The organism is Acidimicrobiales bacterium, from assembly GCA_035512495.1.
Classification (GTDB): Bacteria; Actinomycetota; Acidimicrobiia; order Acidimicrobiales; family CADCSY01; genus DATKDW01.
On sequence record DATKDW010000077.1, the window covers coordinates 28,910 to 49,202 of the forward strand.

At 71.2% G+C, this 20,293-nt stretch carries 20 protein-coding genes; 13 read left to right on the top strand and 7 right to left on the bottom strand.

Going from position 1 to position 20,293, the window contains the following annotated elements; all coding sequences use genetic code 11:
* Positions 1–11 precede the first annotated feature (11 nt).
* Positions 12–821: a hypothetical protein gene (locus VMN58_11510; protein HUF33821.1), complete on the top strand. Its 810-nt coding sequence runs from the start codon at positions 12–14 to the stop codon at positions 819–821.
* Between the two features lie 19 nt (positions 822–840).
* Here VMN58_11510 and folP read toward each other — a convergent pair whose 3' ends face one another.
* Positions 841–1,728 (bottom strand): dihydropteroate synthase, encoded by an 888-nt coding sequence (folP, locus tag VMN58_11515; GenBank protein HUF33822.1) that lies wholly within the window; start codon positions 1,726–1,728, stop codon positions 841–843.
* A 110-nt stretch (positions 1,729–1,838) separates the two neighbouring features.
* On the opposite strand from folP, the gene VMN58_11520 reads away from it, so the two are divergent.
* The 3 genes from VMN58_11520 to VMN58_11530 all read left to right on the top strand — a co-directional run bounded on the left by VMN58_11520 (position 1,839) and on the right by VMN58_11530 (position 4,259).
* Positions 1,839–2,093, top strand: a complete 255-nt coding sequence (locus tag VMN58_11520) for a hypothetical protein (GenBank protein ID HUF33823.1) — start codon at positions 1,839–1,841, stop codon at positions 2,091–2,093.
* An 80-nt stretch (positions 2,094–2,173) separates the two neighbouring features.
* On the top strand, positions 2,174–3,280 hold the full coding sequence (locus VMN58_11525; GenBank protein ID HUF33824.1) for a Zn-dependent alcohol dehydrogenase: 1,107 nt from the start codon (positions 2,174–2,176) through the stop codon (positions 3,278–3,280).
* A 391-nt stretch (positions 3,281–3,671) separates the two neighbouring features.
* Entirely contained in the window at positions 3,672–4,259 is a 588-nt protein-coding gene (locus tag VMN58_11530) for a TetR/AcrR family transcriptional regulator (GenBank protein ID HUF33825.1), read from the top strand.
* Positions 4,260–4,269: 10 nt separating this feature from the next.
* Here the strand turns inward: VMN58_11530 and VMN58_11535 are convergent, their stop codons facing one another.
* A complete protein-coding gene (locus tag VMN58_11535) occupies positions 4,270–5,118 on the bottom strand; it encodes a PD-(D/E)XK nuclease family protein (protein HUF33826.1) in 849 nt (282 codons plus the stop codon).
* Between the two features lie 97 nt (positions 5,119–5,215).
* On the opposite strand from VMN58_11535, the gene VMN58_11540 reads away from it, so the two are divergent.
* The 3 genes from VMN58_11540 to VMN58_11550 all read left to right on the top strand — a co-directional run bounded on the left by VMN58_11540 (position 5,216) and on the right by VMN58_11550 (position 8,550).
* Positions 5,216–5,953 (top strand): glycosyltransferase family 2 protein, encoded by a 738-nt coding sequence (locus tag VMN58_11540; GenBank protein HUF33827.1) that lies wholly within the window; start codon positions 5,216–5,218, stop codon positions 5,951–5,953.
* A 69-nt stretch (positions 5,954–6,022) separates the two neighbouring features.
* Positions 6,023–7,282 (top strand): acyl-CoA dehydrogenase family protein, encoded by a 1,260-nt coding sequence (locus tag VMN58_11545; GenBank protein ID HUF33828.1) that lies wholly within the window; start codon positions 6,023–6,025, stop codon positions 7,280–7,282.
* Between the two features lie 89 nt (positions 7,283–7,371).
* Positions 7,372–8,550, top strand: coding sequence for an amidohydrolase family protein (locus VMN58_11550; GenBank protein ID HUF33829.1), 1,179 nt, complete (start codon positions 7,372–7,374; stop codon positions 8,548–8,550).
* A gap of 3 nt (positions 8,551–8,553) precedes the next feature.
* On the opposite strand, the gene VMN58_11555 is transcribed toward VMN58_11550, so the two are convergent.
* A complete protein-coding gene (locus tag VMN58_11555) occupies positions 8,554–9,618 on the bottom strand; it encodes a phosphotransferase (protein HUF33830.1) in 1,065 nt (354 codons plus the stop codon).
* Positions 9,619–9,677: 59 nt separating this feature from the next.
* Positions 9,678–11,183 carry a sulfatase-like hydrolase/transferase gene (locus tag VMN58_11560; protein ID HUF33831.1) on the bottom strand — a complete coding sequence of 502 codons (1,506 nt, stop codon included), beginning with the start codon at positions 11,181–11,183 and terminating at the stop codon, positions 9,678–9,680.
* Between the two features lie 51 nt (positions 11,184–11,234).
* Here VMN58_11560 and xylA point away from each other — a divergent pair, with 51 nt between their 5' ends.
* A complete protein-coding gene (gene xylA, locus VMN58_11565) occupies positions 11,235–12,566 on the top strand; it encodes a xylose isomerase (protein ID HUF33832.1) in 1,332 nt (443 codons plus the stop codon).
* A gap of 6 nt (positions 12,567–12,572) precedes the next feature.
* The gene (locus VMN58_11570; GenBank protein ID HUF33833.1) at positions 12,573–14,930 is read left to right on the top strand and encodes a glycoside hydrolase family 3 N-terminal domain-containing protein; all 2,358 of its coding nucleotides are present in this window, start codon (positions 12,573–12,575) and stop codon (positions 14,928–14,930) included.
* Between the two features lie 5 nt (positions 14,931–14,935).
* Here the strand turns inward: VMN58_11570 and VMN58_11575 are convergent, their stop codons facing one another.
* Positions 14,936–15,388, bottom strand: a complete 453-nt coding sequence (locus tag VMN58_11575; GenBank protein HUF33834.1) for a group II truncated hemoglobin — start codon at positions 15,386–15,388, stop codon at positions 14,936–14,938.
* Positions 15,389–15,529: 141 nt separating this feature from the next.
* Between VMN58_11575 and VMN58_11580 the strand changes: the two genes are divergently transcribed.
* Together VMN58_11580 and VMN58_11585 are read left to right on the top strand one after the other, a co-directional pair.
* Positions 15,530–15,811, top strand: coding sequence for a type II toxin-antitoxin system RelE/ParE family toxin (locus VMN58_11580; GenBank protein ID HUF33835.1), 282 nt, complete (start codon positions 15,530–15,532; stop codon positions 15,809–15,811).
* A gap of 11 nt (positions 15,812–15,822) precedes the next feature.
* Complete coding sequence (locus tag VMN58_11585; protein HUF33836.1) at positions 15,823–16,125, top strand: HigA family addiction module antitoxin; 303 nt, start codon at positions 15,823–15,825, stop codon at positions 16,123–16,125.
* Between the two features lie 302 nt (positions 16,126–16,427).
* On the opposite strand, the gene xylB is transcribed toward VMN58_11585, so the two are convergent.
* The gene (gene xylB, locus VMN58_11590) at positions 16,428–17,849 is read right to left on the bottom strand and encodes a xylulokinase (protein ID HUF33837.1); all 1,422 of its coding nucleotides are present in this window, start codon (positions 17,847–17,849) and stop codon (positions 16,428–16,430) included.
* Between the two features lie 71 nt (positions 17,850–17,920).
* On the opposite strand from xylB, the gene VMN58_11595 reads away from it, so the two are divergent.
* Positions 17,921–18,661, top strand: a complete 741-nt coding sequence (locus VMN58_11595; protein HUF33838.1) for an NAD(P)H-dependent oxidoreductase — start codon at positions 17,921–17,923, stop codon at positions 18,659–18,661.
* A gap of 28 nt (positions 18,662–18,689) precedes the next feature.
* Here the strand turns inward: VMN58_11595 and VMN58_11600 are convergent, their stop codons facing one another.
* On the bottom strand, positions 18,690–19,643 hold the full coding sequence (locus VMN58_11600) for a hypothetical protein (GenBank protein HUF33839.1): 954 nt from the start codon (positions 19,641–19,643) through the stop codon (positions 18,690–18,692).
* Between the two features lie 395 nt (positions 19,644–20,038).
* Between VMN58_11600 and VMN58_11605 the strand changes: the two genes are divergently transcribed.
* Positions 20,039–20,287: a helix-turn-helix domain-containing protein gene (locus VMN58_11605; GenBank protein HUF33840.1), complete on the top strand. Its 249-nt coding sequence runs from the start codon at positions 20,039–20,041 to the stop codon at positions 20,285–20,287.
* Positions 20,288–20,293: the final 6 nt, after the last annotated feature.

Sequence of the window (20,293 nt, forward strand, 5' to 3'; positions counted from 1 at the left end):
CGCTCGACCCGGTGAACGACCTCGACCTGCGCTCCGTCGAGCGCGAGCTGTGCCGCATCCCCGACGTGCGGGCGGCCCGCATCGTCGTGGGCCCCGACACCGAACCGGTGGAGGTCCACATCCTCGCCGTACCGGGCAAGCACGCCAAGCAGGTGGTACGCGACATCCAGTCGGTCGCCATGGCCAGCGTGGGCCTCGAGATCGATCACCGCATCGTGAGCGTCGTCCAGCTCGAGGACCCGGTGGTCGAGCCCCCCGCGTCGCCTGGCGCACCAGCGGCGCCCGCGTCCGCGGCCCAGGCACCCGAGGCCGTGGCAGTCTCCGCAGCGCCAGGACCCGCCCCGGTCCCACCAGCCGCCGACCCCGAGGGCGCAGCCTCCTCCAACGGCCGGGCCGAGGCGGCACCCACCTCGCCGCCTGCCGGGACGAACACCGGTGAGCGCCCCGTCGTCGAGAGCGTCCACCTGCTGCGGCGCGGCCCCCGCTGCAGCGCCGAGGTCGCCCTGCGCGCCGGCGAGGTCGAGGCCACCGGCACCGTCGAGGGGTCAGCCGCCGCCAGCGCAACCCTCCGCCTCGTCGCCGAGGCAACCCTCGACGCCCTCCGCCAGCTCGACGGCACGGCCGCCCAGGTGACGGTCGAGACCGCCACCGTCACCTCCTTCGGCGACCGGCCGGTGGCCATGGCCGTGCTGGTCCTGATGGTGCCGCCCTACGAGGAGCTCCTCACCGGCTCGGCGCCGGTGCGCAGCATGGGCGAGCACGAGGCGGTGGCCCGCGCCGTGCTCGACGCCACCAACCGCCGGCTCCGCCCCCCGAGGTAGCAACCCACCGTCGAGCCGGTCACACCCGTCGCAGGTGATCGGGCAGCACCGCGCCGGGATCGAGCACCTCGGGCGCGTCGATGGCGGCCCGGACCGCGAGGTACTGGGCGGTGCCGGCCACGTCGTGGACCCGCAGCAGCGACGACGGCGCGGCGGCGGCCAGCGCCCCGGCGACGGCCAGCGTGCCCGGCGCCCGGTCGAGGGGGCCGGTCATGGCGATGGCGCCGATGAAGTCCTTGCGGGAGATGGCGAAGAGCAGGGGCCCCTCGATCGCGGCGTGGAGCGCCCCGGCGCGGTGGACCAGCTCCAGCGACTGACGAGGGGTCTTCCCGAAGTCCAGACCCGGATCGACGATGACCTGGTCCGGGTCCACGCCCGCCGTGGCCAGCTGCGAGAGCTTGGCGTCGACGAACGAGAGGACAGCGCTGACGACGTCGTCGTACCGGTGAGGATCGAGGATCTTCGACTTCGGTGGCCCGACGGTGTGCATCAGGACGTAGCCGGCGCCCCACGAGGCGACCACGTCGGCGAGCTCGGGGTGGTGCAGGCCGCTGACGTCGTTGATGACGTCGGCGCCGGCCGCCAGGCACGCGTCGGCCACTGCGGGCTTGTAGGTGTCGACGGAGATCACCGCGTCGCTGGCCGCGCGCACTGCCTCGATCAACGGGACCACGCGGGCGACCTCGTCCTCGACGGCCAGCGTCGGCGTCCTGGTGTTGGCCGACTGGCCCCCGATGTCGACGACGAGGGCGCCGGCGGCGACCTGCCGGAGGGCGAGGTCCACCTGCACCTGCAGCTCCGAGCTCCCGTCACCGGAGAACGACTCCGGGCTGGCGTTGACGATCCCCATGAGGGGCGTCCCGTCGACGACCACGGTGCGCCGACAGGCCACGAACGTCCGCTTCACCCTCGTGAGACTAGGGGTGCGATGCCGACCGCCTGCCCGCCCCCGACTGCCTGCCCCGTTCCCTTGGTGTCGACCCCCGCCGGTGGCCACCGGTCTGGTAGGAACCTCTCATGGCCGCCGACCCCGTCCGCCACCAGCGCGCCCGGGTCGCCCGCCACACGGCGACGGCCAAGCGGGTGGGCTATGCGCTGTGGGTGCTGGCCATCGTCGGCTTCTTCGCCGGCCTCGCCACCCGGTTCACCGACCTGCTGGCCAACGCCGTCATCGCTGCGCTCGTGCTCGGCGGCGTGATCCTCGCCCCGGCGATCATCCTCGGCTACGCGGTCAAGGCCGCCGAGCGCGACGACCGCGAGCGAGGCCTCTAGGAGCGATTCCCAGGTCTCGCCTGGTCCCCGGCGGTGTGCCACGATGCGGCTGACACCACCATCATCGAAGGGGAACACCAATGGTCAAGGCCGCAGTGCTGGCAGGGGTCGGGCAGCCGCTCGAGATCCGGGACGACATCGAGATCGAGGCGCCGCACGCCGGTGAGGTCAAGATCAAGATGGGCGCCGCCGGCGTCTGCCACTCCGACCTCTCCATGCAGAACGGCACCATGTTCCCCAACTGCCCCATCGTCCTCGGCCACGAGGGCGCCGGCGTGGTGGAGGAGGTCGGCGAGGGCGTCACCAGCGTGAAGCCCGGCGACCACGTGGTGGTGTCGTGGATCCCCCAGTGCGGTGAGTGCTTCTTCTGCCAGCGCGACGAGGGCTACCTGTGCGAGAACGCCGGCGCCGCCCTGGCCTCCGGCGGCCTGCTCGACGGCACGCCCCGCTTCACCTCCCAGGGCGCCCCGCTGCACCAGATGGCGGCGGCTGGCACCTTCTCGGAGTACTCCATCATCCCCGCCATCGGTGCGGTGAAGATCGACGACGACATCCCGATGACCATCGCCGCCCTCATCGGCTGCGGCGTGCTCACCGGCGTGGGCGCCGCCCTCAACACCGCCGACATCAAGGAAGGCGACACCGTCGCCGTCGTCGGCTGCGGTGGTGTGGGCCTCAACGTGATCCAGGGTGCCCGCATCGCCGGTGCCAAGGAGATCATCGCCGTCGACATGAACGACACCAAGCTGGAGATGGCCAAGAAGTTCGGTGCCACCCAGACCGTCAACGCCAGCGAGGGCGACCCCGTGAGCAAGGTCATGGGCATGACCGGCGAGCGCGGCGCCGACGTGGCCTTCGAGGTCATCGGCCTGCAGCAGACCATCGACCAGGTCATCGCCATGACCCGCCGTGGTGGCGAGGCCGTGCTGGTGGGCGTCCCCAAGATGGACGCCATGGTCACCATCCCCGCCTTCCTCGGCTTCGTGCTCCAGTCGAAGACGATCAAGGGCTGCTGGTACGGGTCGTCCAACACCCACACCGATGTCACCCGCATGGTCGAGCTCTACCGATCGGGTCAGCTCATGCTCGACGAGCTCATCTCCTCGACCATCTCGCTCGAGGACGTCAACGACGCCTTCGAGACCATGGGCAAGGGTGAGATCGCCCGCCAGGTGATCGCCTACTAGAGGTGATCGGGGCCCGTCACCGACGGAACCCTCCCACCCTCCGCAGGCTCCGGGCGGGTCCCTTCCGTCGGTGCCACCCGATCACGAGATCCGGCGTCGCCTGGTCGTGCTGTGGGGATCTGAGGGGACTCGGCCTTCGGCCGAGGCCTTTCTCTACCAGTCGGGGTCGGTGCCTCCGGCGCGGGGCAGGCCCGACCGATAGCGACGGCGGTGCACCTTCAGTGCCAGCAACGTCACCCCAGCGTGCTCCGCCGGCAGCGGCCGGAGGGGCTCGGGGGGTCGGGTCCTCTGCTTGGCCGGACCGGGCCGTCGTGTGCTCGCCACGAGTGAACCTTTCGCCGCGGCACGGCGCCGTTCCTGCACGACCGGCCTTGTTACTCTTCGGTAACTCATGAGCCTCCGCCTCCCCGCTGCCGCCCGGCGCCGCCAGCTCCTCGACCACGCCCTCGAGGTGTTCGCCGAGCGGGGGTTCCACTCCACGTCGATGAACGACGTGGCCGAGGCCGCCGGCGTGACCAAACCGGTGCTCTACCAGCACTTCGGCTCGAAGCGCGACCTCTACCTCAAGCTGCTCGACGACGTGGGCGGCCAGCTCCAGGAGCAGATCCTCCTCGCCACCGCCGCCGCCGAGAGCCCGCGCGGCCAGGTCGAGGCCGGATTCGCGGCGTACTTCCGGTTCGTGGTCGAGCACCGGAGCGCCTTCTCGCTGCTGTTCGGCAGCGACAACCGCTTCGACGTCGAGTTCGCCGGCACCGTGCGGCGGGTGGAGTCGGCCATCGCCGAGGCCGTCGCTGGGCTGATCGAGGCCGACCTCGACCACGAGCACCGGCGCACCCTCGCCTACGGCGTGGTGGGCCTCGCCGAGGTCACCAGCCGCCACCGCATCGCCGACGGCGTCGAGCTCGACCCGGGCCGCCTGGCCCGCCAGATCGCCGACCTGGCCTGGGCCGGCCTGCGAGGCGTCCGCCGCCTCGAGTGACCCGAGTGTCCTAGACGGCCAGTGTGGTGGTCTCGGGCTTGGGTGGGCGGCGGGGGGCGGTGGCGAGGAGGGCGTCGAGGTCGCCGCCGTGGGCGGGGCACGACGGCTTGAACGAGCACCAGTCGCACAACACGCTGGGGGTGGCCTCGAACTCGCCGGTCTCGCAGCAGCCGGAGATCGACCGGGCGGTGGCGACGACGACCTCGGTGGCCGACGCCAGCGCCTCGGGGGTGACGGATCGGACGACCTCGCCGGCCCGCTGTCCGAGGTAGAGGTGGCGCACGGCGGTGACCCGTCGACCCTCGACCGGGGGCTCCTGGCCCAGCAGGATGGCGTAGATCCACACCCCGAGGAGGCGGTCGTCCTGGTAGGCGACGCCCGGCTTCTGACCAGTCTTGTAGTCGGTGACGGTCAGGCCGCCGTCGGCGGTGGCGTCGAGGCGGTCGACGATGCCCCGCAGCGCCACCCCCTCGACCTCGCCGCGCACCCACAGCTCGGTGCCGGTGACGTCGATCTCACGCGGGTCCTCCAGGGCGAACCAGCGCTGCACCGCCTTCCAGGCCCGGCGCTTCACGCCGGGGATCTCCGCGGTGTCGACGGCCAGGGCCCGCCACTCGTCGTCGTCGACGTGGAGCGACCAGGCCGCGGTGGCGGCGGCCCGGGCGGCGTCGAGGGTGCGCTCCTCGGCCGGGAGGTTGCAGAGGCGCTCGGCCACGGCGTGGACGAAGGTGCCGATGGACGCGTCGAGGCTGCCGACCCGCTCGAGGCGCTCGAGGTAGTCGAGCCGCCAGGCGAGGGGGCACGTGCGGAACGAGCCGATGCTCGACGGCGACAGGTGCTCGGGTGCCTCCACGACCATGCCCGTACGGTAGGCCCCAGCTGTGACACCGGCGCGGACGGGGAGGCGCAGACGGGTCTGGGCGATGGGGACAGGGCGGTGCTCTAGCGTCCGGGCCGTGCCCGAGGACCCCTCCCCCGTCCTGTCGGTCGTGGTGCCGTGCTTCAACGAGGAGGCCACCGTGGCCGCGTGCCTCAAGCGGGTGCTGGCCTCCCCCTGGACCCGCGAGGTGGTGGTCATCGACGACGGCTCGACCGACGCCACCCTCGCCCGGATCGAGGCGGTCGACGACGAGAGGCTGCGGGTCCTCCGCCAGCCCGTCAACCGCGGCAAGGGAGCGGCCCTGCGCCGGGGCTTCGCCGAGACGACCTCGCCCTTCGTCATCGTGCAGGACGCCGACCTCGAGTACGACCCCGCCGACTACGACCAGCTGCTCGGCCCGCTCGTCGACGGCAGCGCCGACGTGGTGTTCGGCTCGCGGTTCGTGTCCGACCGGCCCCACCGGGTCCTCTACTTCTGGCACTACGTGGGCAACCGGGCACTCACCCTCCTCTCCAACGCCTTCACCAACCTGAATCTCTCCGACATGGAGACCTGCTACAAGGCCTTCCGGCGAGAGGTGCTCGAGGGGATCACCCTCGAGGAGGAGCGCTTCGGGATCGAGCCGGAGCTCGCCGCCAAGGTCGCCGGCGCCGGCTGGCGGATCTATGAGGTCGGCATCTCCTACAGCGGGCGCACCTACGAGGAGGGCAAGAAGATCGGCTGGCGCGACGGCGTGCACGCCCTCACGTGCATCGTCCGCTACTCGAAGCCCGTACAGCGCCTTCGGGGCACGCTCCACCGACGCTCGGCCTGAGCGCCGGAAGCGACCTCGCCGGTACCGTGGCTGGGCGCGGCCTCGACGCCCACCAGCCGGAGGACACCCATGACGATGAACGTCAAGCCCATCCCCACCCTCGACGAGCGGATCAACGACATCCGCGGCCGTACGGCAAAGATCGTCAACGAGTGGATCGTGCCCAACGAGTCGACGCTGTGGGCCTCCCGCCGGACCGAGGACGTCGACGACGCGACCAGGGCCGAAGCGCGCAAGCTCCGCGAGGAGATCAAGTCCGAGGTCCGCAAGGACGGCCTGTGGGCCCCGCACCTGCCCCAGGAGTACGGGGGCATGGGCCTCGACTTCCTGGCCCACGCCTACATGAACGAGGTGCTCGCCTACGCCATCGGCGCGGCGTCGCTCTTCGGTGTGGTCGCCCCCAACTCCGGCAACCAGAAGATCCTCGTCAAGTACGGCACCGAGGACCAGAAGCGCAAGTGGCTCTTACCGCTCATCGAGGGCGAGATGGAGTCCGGGTTCTCGATGACCGAGCCGCACAACGCCGGCTCCGACCCCCGCTCGATCACCACCTCCGCCGTGCGCGACGGCGACGACTGGGTGATCAACGGCCACAAGTGGTTCACCTCCAACGGCATCGCCGCCGACTTCTTCATCGTGATGGTTCGGGTCCACGACGACTCGCCCGACGCCGCCACCAAGCCCGGACAGATGGCCCAGATCATCGTCCCCACCTCCAACCCCGGCGTGGAGATCGTGCGCGGCATCGGCATCTGGGGCCGGCCCACCTCCGACCACTGCGAGGTGCGCTACCACGACGTGCGGGTGCCGGCCGAGAACATCCTCGGCGCCGTCGGCCAGGGCCATGAGGCGGCCCAGGAGCGTCTCGGCGCCGGCCGCGTCTTCCACTGCATGAACTCGATCGGCCAGATGTGGCGGGCGTTCGACCTCATGGTCGAGCGCACCCTCACCCGCGAGGTCCACGGCGGCCTGCAGAAGGACAAGCAGTTCATCCAGGGCTTCATCGCCGACAGCTACATCGACATCCAGGCGGCGCGGCTCATGACCATCCACGCCGCCGAGAAGGTCGACGCGGGCATGAAGGAGGCACGGACCGACATCTCCGCCATCAAGGTCTTCGTGCCCGAGGCCTACACCCGCGTGGTCGACCGGGCCATCCAGGTCTGGGGTGCCGCCGGGGTGTCCAACGACCTGCCGTTGGCCGGGATGTACCAGGGCGCGCGCACCCTGCGCCTGGCCGACGGGCCCGACGAGGTCCACAAGATCCTCATCGCCAAGAACGTGATCGGCCGCTACGAGCGCGGCGAGAGCTGGGACTTCGGCAACTGAGCGGAGGCGGCCGGCACAGCGGCCACCGCGGTCGCTAGGTTCGGTGCACTGCAGCGGTGAGGCCGGCTCGCCCGGCGAGGAGGGGAACCATGCCGTACGTGGAGGGACGAGTCGTCCACGATGCCGACTCGCACATCTTCGAGCCGCCCGGTTACGCCGAGCACTACGCCGACCCGGGCCTGCGGGCCCGCCTGACCGAGGCCCTCGGCCCGATCGTCGGCGACCAGTCGGAGCTCTTCGACGCCGCCCTGGCCAAGCAGGACGACCCCGAGTTCCGGGCGCACGACGCCGAGGAGGTGCTCCTGCGCAAGAACTTCGTGGCGCTGGGCGCGGTGCGCAACGCCGACCGGCCCGCCGCCCTCGACCACCTCGGATTCGCCAGCCAGCTGGTGTTCACCACCACCTACCTCGGGGCGCTCAACCGCCTCGACCACGGCGACGACGGCGAGCTGGCCTACGGCCTGGCCACCGCCCACAACCGGGGGATGGTCGACTTCTGCAGCGCCGACCGGCGCCTCCTGCCGGTGGCGTACGTCCCGTTCACCGACATCGACGGTGCCGCCCGCTGCGCGGCCGAAGCCATCGAGATGGGCGCGGCAGCGCTGATGATCGCCTCGGCACCGCCTCGCCGGCACTCCCCCAGCCACGTCGGCTTCGACCGCGTGTGGGCCCAGGCCGAGGAGGCCGGGGTGCCGATCGTGCTCCACGTTGGCGGGGAGAAGCCGATGGACCCCGTGTACAAGGAGAACGGGCTGCCCCCGGTCCCCGACTTCCACGGCGGTGACGCCAACTTCACCTCGGTCTCGTACATGGCCATCCCCTACTCCCCGATGCAGACGCTGTCGGTCCTCATCGTCGACGGGGTCCTCGACCGGTTCCCGGGACTGCGCATCGGTGTCATCGAGCTCGGCGCCAGCTGGGTACCCGGGTGGATGCGGTCCATGGACTCCGCCGCCGAGGCCTTCCGTCGCAACGAGGAGCGGTTGCAGCGCCTGAGCGCGCGCCCGAGCGAGATCGTCCGCCGCCAGATCCGGGTGACGCCCTACCCCCACGAGGATGCCGGCTGGATCGTCGAGCACACCGGCCCAGAGGTGGCGATGTTCTCCTCCGACTACCCCCACGTCGAGGGTGGACGGAACCCCATGAAGCGCTTCACCGCCAGCCTCGAGGGGCGAAGCGACGCCGAGCGCGACGCCTTCTACCGGGACAACTTCGCCGACCTCATGGGTCCCACCCTCGACCGGGTCGGCATCTCGGCGCCGGTGTAGCCCCTACAGGAGCGACGCCAGGTCGAGCTCGGTCACCGCCCGGACGAAGCGCTCGTTCATGCAGTCGAGGAGGTTCCGCTGGCGGGGGTCGTCGAGGTCCATGCCGCGGCTGGCCACGATGGGGTAGACGAGGCAGAAGAGGGCAGCGACGCGGTAGTCCTCCCACATCCGCCCCAGGTCCTCATCGGCCACGCCACCGGCGCGCAGCCCGGCGATCCAGCGGTCGAACAGGTCGCGCTCGTGGGCCGAGGCATCCTCCGAGCGCAGGCTCTGGGTGATGAAGTACGCCAGGTCGTAGGCGCCGCTGCCGGTGCCGATGAGCTGGAAGTCGAGCAGCACGATCGAGCCGTCGGGACCAAAGAGGATGTTGTCGGCCCGGAAGTCGCCGTGGGTCACGGTGTTTGGCCCCTGGCTCAGGTGGGCGAGGAGGCCGGGGATGGCGTCGGCGAAGCGGGGGCCGACGTCGAGGATGGCGTCGTGGACGTCCATGCCGGTGGTGACCTTCTCCCAGCCCTCGGCAAAGACGAAAGGCAGCACCGCCGGGTACACCGGGTCACCGAGGCTCACGGTGGTGCCGGCGGCGGCGAGGCCCTCGGAGGGCTTGCCCCACCAGGTGGCGTGCCAGGCAGCCAGCTCGTCGACGGCGCGCTCGGCGTCGGCGAGCTCCATGCCGTCGAGCTGGTCGACCATGCGCATGGTGCCCATGTCCTCCATCACCACCACGAAGCTGCTCGTCTCCTCGTCGACGGCGCCGTGGTAGCCCTTCGGCACCCGCACCGGCGACTCCGCCGCCAGCTGCTCGAAGAACCGGACCTCCCGGATGTACATGCGCAGCACCGTCGAGGTGAACACCGCCGCCTCGTCGAGCGCCGGCATCTTGATGATCACCGACTCGGGGCAACCGGTGCCGCCGGTGAGCCGGGCCCGGAAGAGGGCGCTGCTGACCCCGATGCCCACGCCGATCTGGGTGATCTCAGCAGTCTCGATCGGCAGGCCGGTCGCCGACGCCAGCCACGCTGGGGTGACCTCGTCGATCGTCGAAGGGATCGGGACCAGGTTGGTCGACATGGGGGCTCCTCGGGGACGGCGTGGTGGCGGTGCAGTATGGCCGGCGAGCCGGGTGGGGGCTACGAGAGCCCGAGGCGGACCAGCTGGTCGTCGGGTGCCTCGACGCTGCGCAGCGCCTCGCGGAGCAGCTCGGCGGCCTGGCGCTCCTCGCTCGACCCCGAGCGGTCCTCGGCCTCGGCCGGGTCATCGGCGAGGTCGAACAGGAGGTTGCCGCCAAACGACGTGAAGGCCCAGTACGGGAGCATGTCGCCGGGCGCGAAGGGCTGCCGGATCACCGGGACCGACGACCCCGGCATCCGGTCGAGCCACGCCCGGTCGTCCGGTGCCGGCAGCCGGAGGTCGGGAAGCTGGTGGACCGGCATCGTGGACCAGCGGTTGGACCACATCGAGATCGGCGCGTTGTCGCCCGATGGGACGCGGGCGTACTTCAGCCGCCCGTCGGTCACGTGCACCTCACGGCCCCACACCCCGAACAGCGCCCACTCGCGGATGTGGTCGGCAGCCCCGGTGATCAGTGGGACCAGCGACGAGCCGTGGGTCCGGTGGCTGGACGACACCTCGAAGACGTCGCAGAGGGTGGCGTGGAGGTCGACGCTGGTGGTCAGGGCGTCGCGGGTGCCGGCCGGCGTCCCCGGCCAGCGCACGAGCAGAGGGATGTGGCCGAGCGCCTCGTACACCGGCGCGCCCGGCTTGCCGAAGAGGTCGTGCTCGCCGAGGTAGTGGCCGTGGTCGGTGCAGACGACCACGGCGGTGTCGTCGGCGAAGCCGTTGCGGTCGAGGGCGTCGAGGAGCCGGCCGAACCAGGCGTCGATCATGGTGAGCTTGCCGCCGTACTGAGCGCGGACCTGGCGCGCCTCCTCCGCGGTGAGCACCCCCTTCTCGAGGACCCGGGTGGCGTAGGGCGGCCAGATCAGCTTCGGGCCTTCCCACGACGGGTCGTACATCGAGGCGTAGGGCTCGGGCGTGTCGAAGGGCTCGTGGGGGTCGAACTCGTCGATGAACAGCAGCCAGCGGCCCTCCGCGCTCGCCTCCTCGTCGAGCCAGCGGGCGGCCGCCGCCATGGTGCGCGGGCCGGGGAAGTCGTCCTCTCCCCGGAACCACCCCCGACTGTCGTCGTAGGGCGAGTGGCCGCGACCGAACGACGGGGCGCCGACCCACGACGGGTCGGGCCTCGTCCGCCAGGCGTCGCCCTCGTGGCCGCGCTCGTAGTCCCAGGCGGTGAAGTCGACGTGGTAGTTCTCCCCGCCCGCCTCGAAGAGGTGGGGGTGGTCGGTCACCAGCTTGGTCACGACCCCAGCGCGCCGGAGGGGGACGGTGACGGCCTCCTCCCAGACCTCGATCGATCCCCACGGCTTCCAGAGGAAGTCGAGGGCGCCGCAGAGGATGTCGTGGCGAGCCGGCATGCACGGCAGTGAGCCGACGTGGTGGTTGGTGAACCGCAGCGACGAGGCGGCAAAGCGGTCGAGGTGCGGGGTCTCGAACTCGTCGCCCCCGTAGCAGCCGAGGAGGTGGCGGTTGAGGCTGTCGAGCAGGACGACGACGACGTTGCGGGGACGCTCGGTCACCCCCCGGACCGTACTGGGCATCACCGGCCGGCGATGAGGCAGGATCTCTCCATGCCTGCGCCCTTCTTCCCCGATGTCGAGCCGGTGCCCTACCTCGGCCCCGACACCGACGACGAGCTCGCCTACCGCTGGTACGACGCCGGCGCGGTGGTGGCGGGGCGGACGATGGCCGAGCACCTCCGCCCGGCGGTCTGCTACTGGCACTCCTTCGCCTGGGCTGGCAACGACATCTTCGGCGACGGGACCCTCGACCGACCCTGGCTCGCCACCTCCGGCGACCTCATGGACCACGCCCGGTCCAAGATGGCCGCCGCATTCGAGGCGTTCGAGAAGATCGGCGTGCCGTTCTTCTGCTTCCACGACCGCGACATCGCCCCCGCCGGTGCCACGTTCCGGGAGTCGTGCGCCAACCTCGACGCCATGGTCGACGAGGCCGCCGGCCACATGGAGCGCACGGGCGTCGGCGTCCTCTGGGGCACGGCCAACCTCTTCACCCACCCCCGCTACGCCGCCGGCGCGGCCACCAACCCCGACCCCGAGGTCTTCGCCCACGCCGCCGCCCAGGTGAAGCACTGCCTCGAGGCCACCCATCGCCTCGGCGGGGCCAACTACGTGCTGTGGGGAGGGCGGGAGGGCTACGAGACGCTGCTCAACACCGACCTCCGCCGCGAGGACGCCCAGCTGGCTCGCTTCCTGCACCTGGTCGTCGACCACAAGCACCGCATCGGCTTCGAGGGGCTCATCCTCGTCGAGCCCAAGCCGGCCGAGCCCACCAAGCACCAGTACGACCGCGATGCCGCCACCGTGCACGCCTTCCTCGAGCGCCACGATCTCGTCGGCGAGGTCAAGCTGAACCTCGAGGTCAACCACGCCACCCTGGCCGGCCTCTCGTTCCACCACGAGGTCGCCTACTCGGTCGCCCACGGCGTCCTCGGCAGCATCGACGCCAACCGCGGCGACCCGCAGAACGGCTGGGACACCGACCAGTACCCGGGCAGCGTCGAAGAGCTCAGCCTCGCCCTCTACGAGATCCTCAGGGGAGGCGGCATCGGGACGGGGGGCTTCAACTTCGACACCAAGCTGCGCCGCCAGAGCGTTGACCGGGCCGACCTCATCCACGCTCACGTCGGAGGCATCGACACCCTCGCCCGGGCGCTCCTCGTGGCCGCCGGCCTCCTCGAGGACGGCGACCTCCCCGGTGCCGTCGACGAGCGCTACGCCGGATGGGAGCGCGGCCTCGGCCAGGAGATCCTCGACGGCAAGGCCGACCTCGCTTCGCTCCACGAGCTGGTGAGCCGTGACGACATCGACCCGGCACCGGTGTCGGGTCGTCAGGAGCGACTCGAGAACCTCGTCAACCGGCGCATCCACCGCCCCGCCTGAAGCACCGTGACCGGCAGCAACCCCTACCAGGACCCCTCGCTCCCGGTCGACGAGCGCGTCGACGACCTGCTCGGGCGGATGACCCTCGACGAGAAGCTGTCGCAGCTCGGCTGCGTCTGGGTCACCGAGCTCGTCTCGGGAGACCGCTTCGACCCCGACGTCACCGCCGAGCGGCTGCGCCACGGGATCGGCCAGGTGACGCGCATCGGGGCCTCCACCGGTCTGCGCCCGGCCGAGAGCGCCGCGCTGATGAACGACATCCAACGGGTGGCGGTCGAGGGCACCCGGCTGGGCATCCCGGTCGTCGTGCACGAGGAGTCAACCGGCGGATACTGCGGCCGCGACGCCACCGTCTTCCCACAGGGCATCGGCCTGGCGTCCACCTGGGACCCCGCCCTCGTCGAGGAGGTGGCCGGCGTCATCCGCGACCAGCTCCGCGCCGTGGGTGCGCGCCTCACGTTGGCGCCGGTGCTCGACGTGGCGCGCGAGCCGCGTTGGGGCCGGGCCGAGGAGACCTACGGCGAGGACCCCTTCCTGGCCGGCGCCATGGGAACGGCGTACGTGCGCGGCATGCAGACCGACGACCTCGCCGGCGGGGTGATCGCCACCGGAAAGCACTTCCTCGGCTACGCCGTGTCCGACGGCGGGCGCAACCACGGACCGGTGCACCTGGGCCCCCGCGAGCTGCGCGAGGTGCACGCCGAACCGTTCGCCGCCGCCATCCGCGACGCCGGCCTGGCCGCGGTCATGAACTCGTACAGCTCGGTCGACGGGCTGCCGTGCGCGTCGTCGCACGCCATCCTCACCGGGCTGCTGCGCGACGAGCTGGGCTTCGAGGGGGTGGTGGTGGCCGACTACTTCTCGGTCGTCCTGCTGCGCAACCACCACCGCACCGCCACCGGGAAGGGGGAGGCCGCCGTCGCCGCCCTCAGCGCCGGCCTCGATGTGGAGCTGCCGTCGCTCGACTGCTACGGCGACCCGCTGCGGGCAAGGGTCGAGGCCGGCGCGGTGCCCATGGAGGTGGTCGACACCGCCGTGCGGCGGGTGCTGGAGGGCAAGGTCCGCCTCGGCCTCTTCGAGCGGCCCTACGTCGACGCCGACGCGGCCGGTGCCGTGTTCCAGACGCCGCCCCAGCGGGCGCTGGCGCGGCGAGCGGCGGCCGCCTCGGTCGTGCTCCTCACCAACGACGGGGTGCTGCCCCTCGGCCCGGACCTGTCGTCGGTGGCGGTGATCGGCCCCGGGGCCGACGACCAGCGCCTGCTCCAGGGCGACTACCACTACCCAGCCCACGTCGAGATCGTCTACGAGTCCGACGAGGACGCGGGCGGCGTCTTCCTCCCCGAGGCCGGCGGTGCCTTCGCGCCGGGACCGTACTTCACGCCGCACACCACACCCCTCGCCGGCATCCAGGCAGCGGCGCCACCCGGGTGTCGAGTCGAGCACGCGCCTGGTTGCGAGGTCAGCGGCGACGACCGCAGCGACATCCCTGCCGCCGTGGCGTTGGCCCAGGAGGCCGAGGTCGCCGTCGTGGTGGTCGCCGGCCGGTCCGGACTGCGCCCCGCCTGCACCGTCGGCGAGTTCCGAGACGCAACCTCCCTCGACCTCACCGGTGTGCAGGCCGAGCTCGTCAGCGCCGTGGCCGCCACCGGCACGCCCATCGTGGTCGTCGTCCTCTCGGGGCGGGTCCACACCCTCGCCGGGGTGGTCGACGACGCCGGCGCCGTCCTGCAGGTCTGGCCACCGGGAGAGGAGGGCGGTGCCGCCGTGGCCGACGTGCTCTTCGGCGCCGTGAACCCCGCCGGTCGCCTGCCGGTCACCCTGCCCCGCAACGTTGGCCAGCTGCCGGTGCACCACGGTCAGCGCGCCGGAGGCGACCGCAGCCAGTTCCTCGGCGACTACACCGACAGCCCCACCGCCCCGCTGTTCGCCTTCGGGCATGGGCTGTCGTACACGACCTTCGAGTACGGCGAGCTCGAGGTCGCCGCCTCGTCGACCGACGCGCCCGTCGAGGTGTCGGTGCGGGTGGCCAACACCGGTGACCACGACGGCGACGAGGTGGTCCAGCTCTACGGCCGGGACGAGGTGGCCTCGGTCGCCCGTCCCGACAGCCTCCTGCTGGGCTTCGCCCGGGTGCCGATCCCCGCCGGCGAGGCCCGCACGGTGACCTTCACCGTGCACCCCAGCCGGCTGGCGTTCTACGACGCCGCCATGCGCTTCGTGGTCGAGCCCGGCGGCCTCTCGCTCCACGCCGGCGCCTCGTCGGCCGACCTGCGCTCGAGCGCCCGGGTCGTGCTCGACGGTGACGTGATCGAGCACCGCCAGCGCGAGGTGGTGGCCACGCAGGTCACGATCACCGCCGGCTAGGGGTCCTACCAGCCTTCGGTCCCCTCCCAATCCCAGCCGGGCAGAGGAAGGTCGCTCGGCACCTCGTCTGGCGTGGTCCATCGGTGATTCAGCATCGCCGTCGCCCAGGTGAACCAGGCGATGAGCTGGAACCGCAGACGGGGGTCGGTCGGGATGCCGGCGTCATCGAGGGCGAGCACAAATGCGGCGACCGCACGACCGTCCATCTGTTCATGCGGCCCGTTGCCGCTGTGGACTCGCACGACCTGGGAGTAGTCGCCGATCGACTCCGTGTATGTGGCCGGCCCGCCGAGTTGCTCCGACCAGTAGGCAGCGAGTCGCTCGGTGTGCTGCGGGTGGACCCCGCCCTCAAAGGGATGGGCCAGGATCGGGTCGGCCAAGCAACGTTTGTGCCAAGCCTCAGCGAGGGCCAACAGTGCCTCGGCGCCACCCATCACCTCGTAGATCGTTCGCTCCACGAGCGACGATCGTAGGCGAGGCGCGGAGGTCGCTCCATCAGCAGGGGGCGGACTCAAGCGGTGGACGCGACGCGGGCGTTCGAGGTCGAACGTCGACCATGACGCTTGCCGTTCATAACGTGTGGCGTTACGCTGCGTCGTGTGCTGCAGTCCTTTCGCGACAAGGGCACCGAGCGGGTGTGGCAGCGCAAACGATCGAAACGGTTCGATCAACCGACCCAGCGTGCCGCTCTTCGAAAGTTGCTGATCCTGGACGCTGCCGATCAGCTCGGAGACCTCCGAGTCCCGCCAGGAAACACGCTGGAGAAGCTCAAGGGCGACCGCTCCAACACCTACAGCATCCGCATCAACGACCAGTGGCGCATCTGCTTCCGATGGACGACTGCGGGACCCGAAGACGTCGAGATCGTGGACTACCACTGAGGGGAGACGAGATGACCAGCGCACCAACCATGGCCCCGATCCACCCCGGGGAGATCCTGCAGCTCGAGTACCTCGAGCCGCTGGGCGTCACCCAGCACCGCGTCGCCGTCGCGGTCGGGGTACCACCGCGGCGGATAAACGAGATCGTGCACGGCAAGCGCGGCATCACCGCCGATACCGCCCTCCGTCTTGCCCGGTACTTCGGAACGAGCGAGCGGTTCTGGCTGAACCTGCAGAGCCGCTACGAGCTCGAGATCGAGCGTGACCGACTCGCAGGAGCCCTCGACCAGATCGAACCGCTCGCCGCCGGATAGATCGGGCCCACTTGACTGCAGGTGTCACCGCGCGGCCCGATGGACAGGTCGTAGTGTCACCTCCCACACGACCGTGGTCATCGGTGACATCGGGCAAGCCGTGTTCCATCGCACCACGCGTCGAGTGGCTCGGCTGCTTCCCCAATCCGAGACGGTGGATGTCTCCGAGAGTGGACACCTCATCGCAATCGATCAGCCCGTCGCCTTCGCCGCAACGGTGGGGGACGTCCTGGAGAGCTGAAGCCGACCGCGGTGCGCCGGGCTCACCGACGGCTGAACCGCGGGCGCTGCCGGTGGCGGGGTCAGGTGCCGTGGAGGGTCGCCCGGGCCCGGTGGTGCCGGTCGAGGGCACCGTCATCGCGCGCCACCGGGTCCAGCACCCGGCCCGCTCGACCGCCGAAGCGGCGGGCCACGTCCATCAGGTCGTCGCCGGTGAGGCAGGCAGCTGCCTGGACCGCCGCCCCGAGCGCCACCAGCTCGTCGGCCACCGGCACCTCGACCGGGCGGCCCGAGAGCCGGCCCACGACCTCCTGCCAGATCTGGCTGCGGGCGCCACCGCCGATGAGCACGATCGGTCGGGCCCGGTCCCCGGCGCCGTCGATGCGCTCCAGCGCGTCGAGCAGCGAGACCACCGCTCCCTCGTAGACGGCGCGCAGCACCTGCTGGCGGGTGGTGGCGTGGGTGAGCCCGAGGATCGAACCGGTGGCCGCCGGCAGGTCGGGCGTGCGCTCGCCGTCAAGGAAGGGGACCACCACGGCGGTGCCCGAGTCGCCGGCCGCATCATCGCGGTCGAGGTCGAGCCACGTCGCCACCCGCTCCACGGCGAGAGTGGCGTTGAGGGTGCAGGCAAGGGGCAGGTGCCGGCCGGTGGCGTCGGCGAAGCCGGCGACGACCCCCGTCGGGTCGGCCGCCGGTCGGTCAGTGACGGCGTAGGCGGTGCCGGAGGTGCCCAGCGAGATCACTGCCGTGCCGGGATCGAGGGCGAGGCCGAGGGCCGCGGCCATGTTGTCGCCGGTGCCGGGGCCGACGAGCGTTCCGGCGGCCAGGCCGGAGGCGGTCGCGGCGTCACCGATGACGGCACCGGCGCGCTCGGCGGGACCGTGGACCACCGGCAGCCACTCACGCTCGATCCGCACCCGCTCATGGGTCAACACGTCGTCGTGGTACGCCCCCCGGGGCACCGACCACCAGCCGGTGCCCGAGGCGTCGCCGCGGTCGGTGACGGCCCCTCCACAGAGGCGCCCGGTGAGCCAGTCGTGGGGAAGGCGGAGGGCGCGGGTGGCAGCGGCGACGTCGGGCTCCACCCGCCGCAGCCAGGCCCATGACGAGACGGTGAACGCGGCGACCGGGACGCTACCGATCTCCTCGGCCCACCAGGGGGCGCCCAAGTCGGCCACCAGGCCGGCGGCATCGGACGCCGAGCGGGTGTCGTTCCAGAGCACGGCGGGGCGAAGCGGGTACCCGTCGGCGCCGAGGGCGATGAGGCCGTGCTGCTGGCCGCCAACTGACAACGCCTCGATCTGCGACGCCACGCCGGTGGCGGCCAGCGCCTCTCGCAGGGCGACCCACCACACCTCGGGGTCGGTCTCCGAGGCACCGGCCTCGTGGTGGACGGCGTGGCCGGCTCGGCCGTGGGCAACCTGCTCACCGGTCGCCACATCGACCACCGTGACCTTGGTGGCCTGGGTGGAGCAGTCGACACCGGCAACGAGGGTCCTGGGCACGACCCCAGTGAAGCAGCGCGGCGGTACGGTTCACGTCGCTCCCACCAGCCAGCTATCGCGCAGAGGATCCAGTGACCAACCCCGACACCCAACCCGGCAGCCAGCACCCGTGGGACTTCAGCGACCTGCGGGCGTTGTTCCTCAACTGCACGTTGAAGCCCTCACCCGCACGCTCGCACACCGACGGCCTCTTCGCCATCGCCAGGCAGGTCATGGAGGGCGAGGGGGTGACGGTGGAAGAGGTCCGCGCCGTCGACTGGGACCTGCCGCCCGGCGTCTACCCCGACATGCGCGAGCACGGGTTCACCACCGACGCCTGGCCGGAGCTCGTCGAGCGGGTGATGGCGGCCGACATCGTGGTCATCGGGACCCCAATCTGGCTGGGGGAGAAGTCGTCGGTGTGCAACCGGGTCATCGAGCGTCTCTACGGCAACTCGGCCGAGCTCAACGAGGCCGGGCAGTACTCCTACTACGGGCGGGTCGGGGGCTGCCTCGTCACTGGCAACGAGGACGGCGCCAAGCACTGCGCCATGAACATCCTCTACTCCCTCCAGCACCTGGGCTTCACCATCCCGCCCCAGGCCGACGCCGCCTGGCTCGGTGAGGTCGGTCCCGGCCCCTCCTACCTCGACGAGGGCTCCGGCGGCCCGGAGAACGACTTCACCAACCGCAACACCACGTTCATGGCCTGGAACCTGCTCCACCTCGCCCGCCTCCTCCTCGACGCCGGCGGCATCCCCGCCCACGGCAACCAGCGCAGCGAGTGGGACGCCGGCTGCCGGCCCGGGTTCGAGAACCCCGAGCACCGCTGACGGCGGGCGCCCCCTTCGCTGGGTGCCATCAGCGTCCGGTGACGTCGCGGAACAGTGGGGTCCAGGTCACGCCGTCCTCGGAGACGTAGATGGCGGTGGCGCCGTCATCGACAGCTGCGTAGACGCCGTCGTCGGCCACAAGCAGGGCCTGGGGGCCACCTCCGAGGCGTTGGCGAGCTTGCCACGCGTCACCCACAAGCTCGTGCACCTCCCCGTCGGCGCCAAGGCCCCACAGCCCCCGCTCCTCGTGCCAACCGAGGAACGCCAGCGCCGGCCCCTGTGCCGCGAACGGCGTCCAGCTGCGCCCACCGTCGACGCTCTCGAGCAGTCCCGCGGCAGTGGTGGCCACGATCCGGTCGGGGTCACCTGGGCTCACGGCGAAGTCCACCATGCTCTGTTGCGACCTGGCGTGCCACTGCTCGCCGTCGTTGCTGACCATGAAGACACCCGTCGCCGAGTTGAACCCGTACACCGCGCCGTGCGCAGCCGACAGCGAGTGGAAGTCGGCCTCGCCCAGCAGCGACAGCGGCTCCCACGTCTCCCCACCATCGACGCTCTCGATCAACCCCAGCAGGGGCGGGTGCCCATCGCGGCGGAGATCGTCCGACTTGAGACTCGGGTGACCGCTGGCCAAGAAGTGGGCGGCGCCGACCACCGTGAAGCCCATGAGGTCATGGGGTGCACTGACCAGCTGGGCCGAAGAGCTGTCCTCGATTCGGAACAGGCCGTGGTGAGTGGCGGCGTGGAGCGCCCCGTCAGCTGGATCCACACCGAGCCCGTGGACGTGGGCCACACCGGGTGTGCCGTCGGCAGCGGTCGGTACGTCCCCGTCGCCGCCAGCGCCGACGACCAGCACCGTCGCGACGACGGCCGCGACCACGATGCCGCCGACCCACAGGGCGACCGAACGCGCCCGCCCCGGTCCCCTGGTCGGGGTCGCTCCCTTGCGACCGCGCGTCGGGGGGTTCTTCGATGCGGTCACGGACAAACCTCCTCGTCGGTGCGGCCGCCGCGCAGCTGGGCGAGCTCGACGCTGGGCTGGGGACGGGCTGCACCTCCAGGCATGGCACAAGTGTGCCTCGGAGGGTGGGTAAGAGATCTCCACCGCCACGGCACCCTCTACGAGATCAGGTGACCGAACGCACCTACTCGATGCGCAGGCCGCTGATGGCCCGGGCGATCACCAGCTGCTGGATCTGCTCGGTGCCCTCGAAGATGTCGAAGATCTTGGGCTTCTGTAACATCCCCCGCTAAAAAGCAGGGGATTTTGTTGTATTGGCGCTTAGGTGGCGCTTACACTTGCGTCCTGGTGTCCGATAAGGACGCCCCGATGCGTCCGCGAATGCGCTGGCGAGGCCGCTCTCCACCGTGTGGCCCATGACCACAACCGAGAGTGCCCTGACCGAGACCAGCTGGACCAAGAAGCAGGTGGCCGCCTACTTGCAGATCTGTGAGCGCAGCGTGGACAACCACGTCGAGAGCGGCGAGCTCCCCGCACCGAAGCGCCTGGGGCGCAGCACCCGCTGGCACCCCCAGACGGTGAGGGATTCCGTCGCCGCCGGCGACCGTCCGGTGACCCACACCGCCAAGCGACCCAAGCGAAAGGTCCACCAACGTGTCCGGTAGCAACAA

Excerpts from the sequence above, each read along its gene's own strand:
- VMN58_11520 (HUF33823.1), top strand. The coding sequence starts at position 1,839 with ATGGCCGCCGACCCCGTCCGCCACCAGCGCGCCCGGGTCGCCCGCCAC.
- VMN58_11525 (HUF33824.1), top strand. The coding sequence starts at position 2,174 with ATGGTCAAGGCCGCAGTGCTGGCAGGGGTCGGGCAGCCGCTCGAGATC.
- VMN58_11530 (HUF33825.1), top strand. The coding sequence starts at position 3,672 with ATGAGCCTCCGCCTCCCCGCTGCCGCCCGGCGCCGCCAGCTCCTCGAC.
- VMN58_11535 (HUF33826.1), bottom strand. The coding sequence starts at position 5,118 with ATGGTCGTGGAGGCACCCGAGCACCTGTCGCCGTCGAGCATCGGCTCG.
- VMN58_11545 (HUF33828.1), top strand. The coding sequence starts at position 6,023 with ATGACGATGAACGTCAAGCCCATCCCCACCCTCGACGAGCGGATCAAC.
- VMN58_11550 (HUF33829.1), top strand. The coding sequence starts at position 7,372 with ATGCCGTACGTGGAGGGACGAGTCGTCCACGATGCCGACTCGCACATC.
- VMN58_11555 (HUF33830.1), bottom strand. The coding sequence starts at position 9,618 with ATGTCGACCAACCTGGTCCCGATCCCTTCGACGATCGACGAGGTCACC.
- xylA (HUF33832.1), top strand. The coding sequence starts at position 11,235 with ATGCCTGCGCCCTTCTTCCCCGATGTCGAGCCGGTGCCCTACCTCGGC.
- VMN58_11585 (HUF33836.1), top strand. The coding sequence starts at position 15,823 with ATGACCAGCGCACCAACCATGGCCCCGATCCACCCCGGGGAGATCCTG.
- VMN58_11605 (HUF33840.1), top strand. The coding sequence starts at position 20,039 with ATGACCACAACCGAGAGTGCCCTGACCGAGACCAGCTGGACCAAGAAG.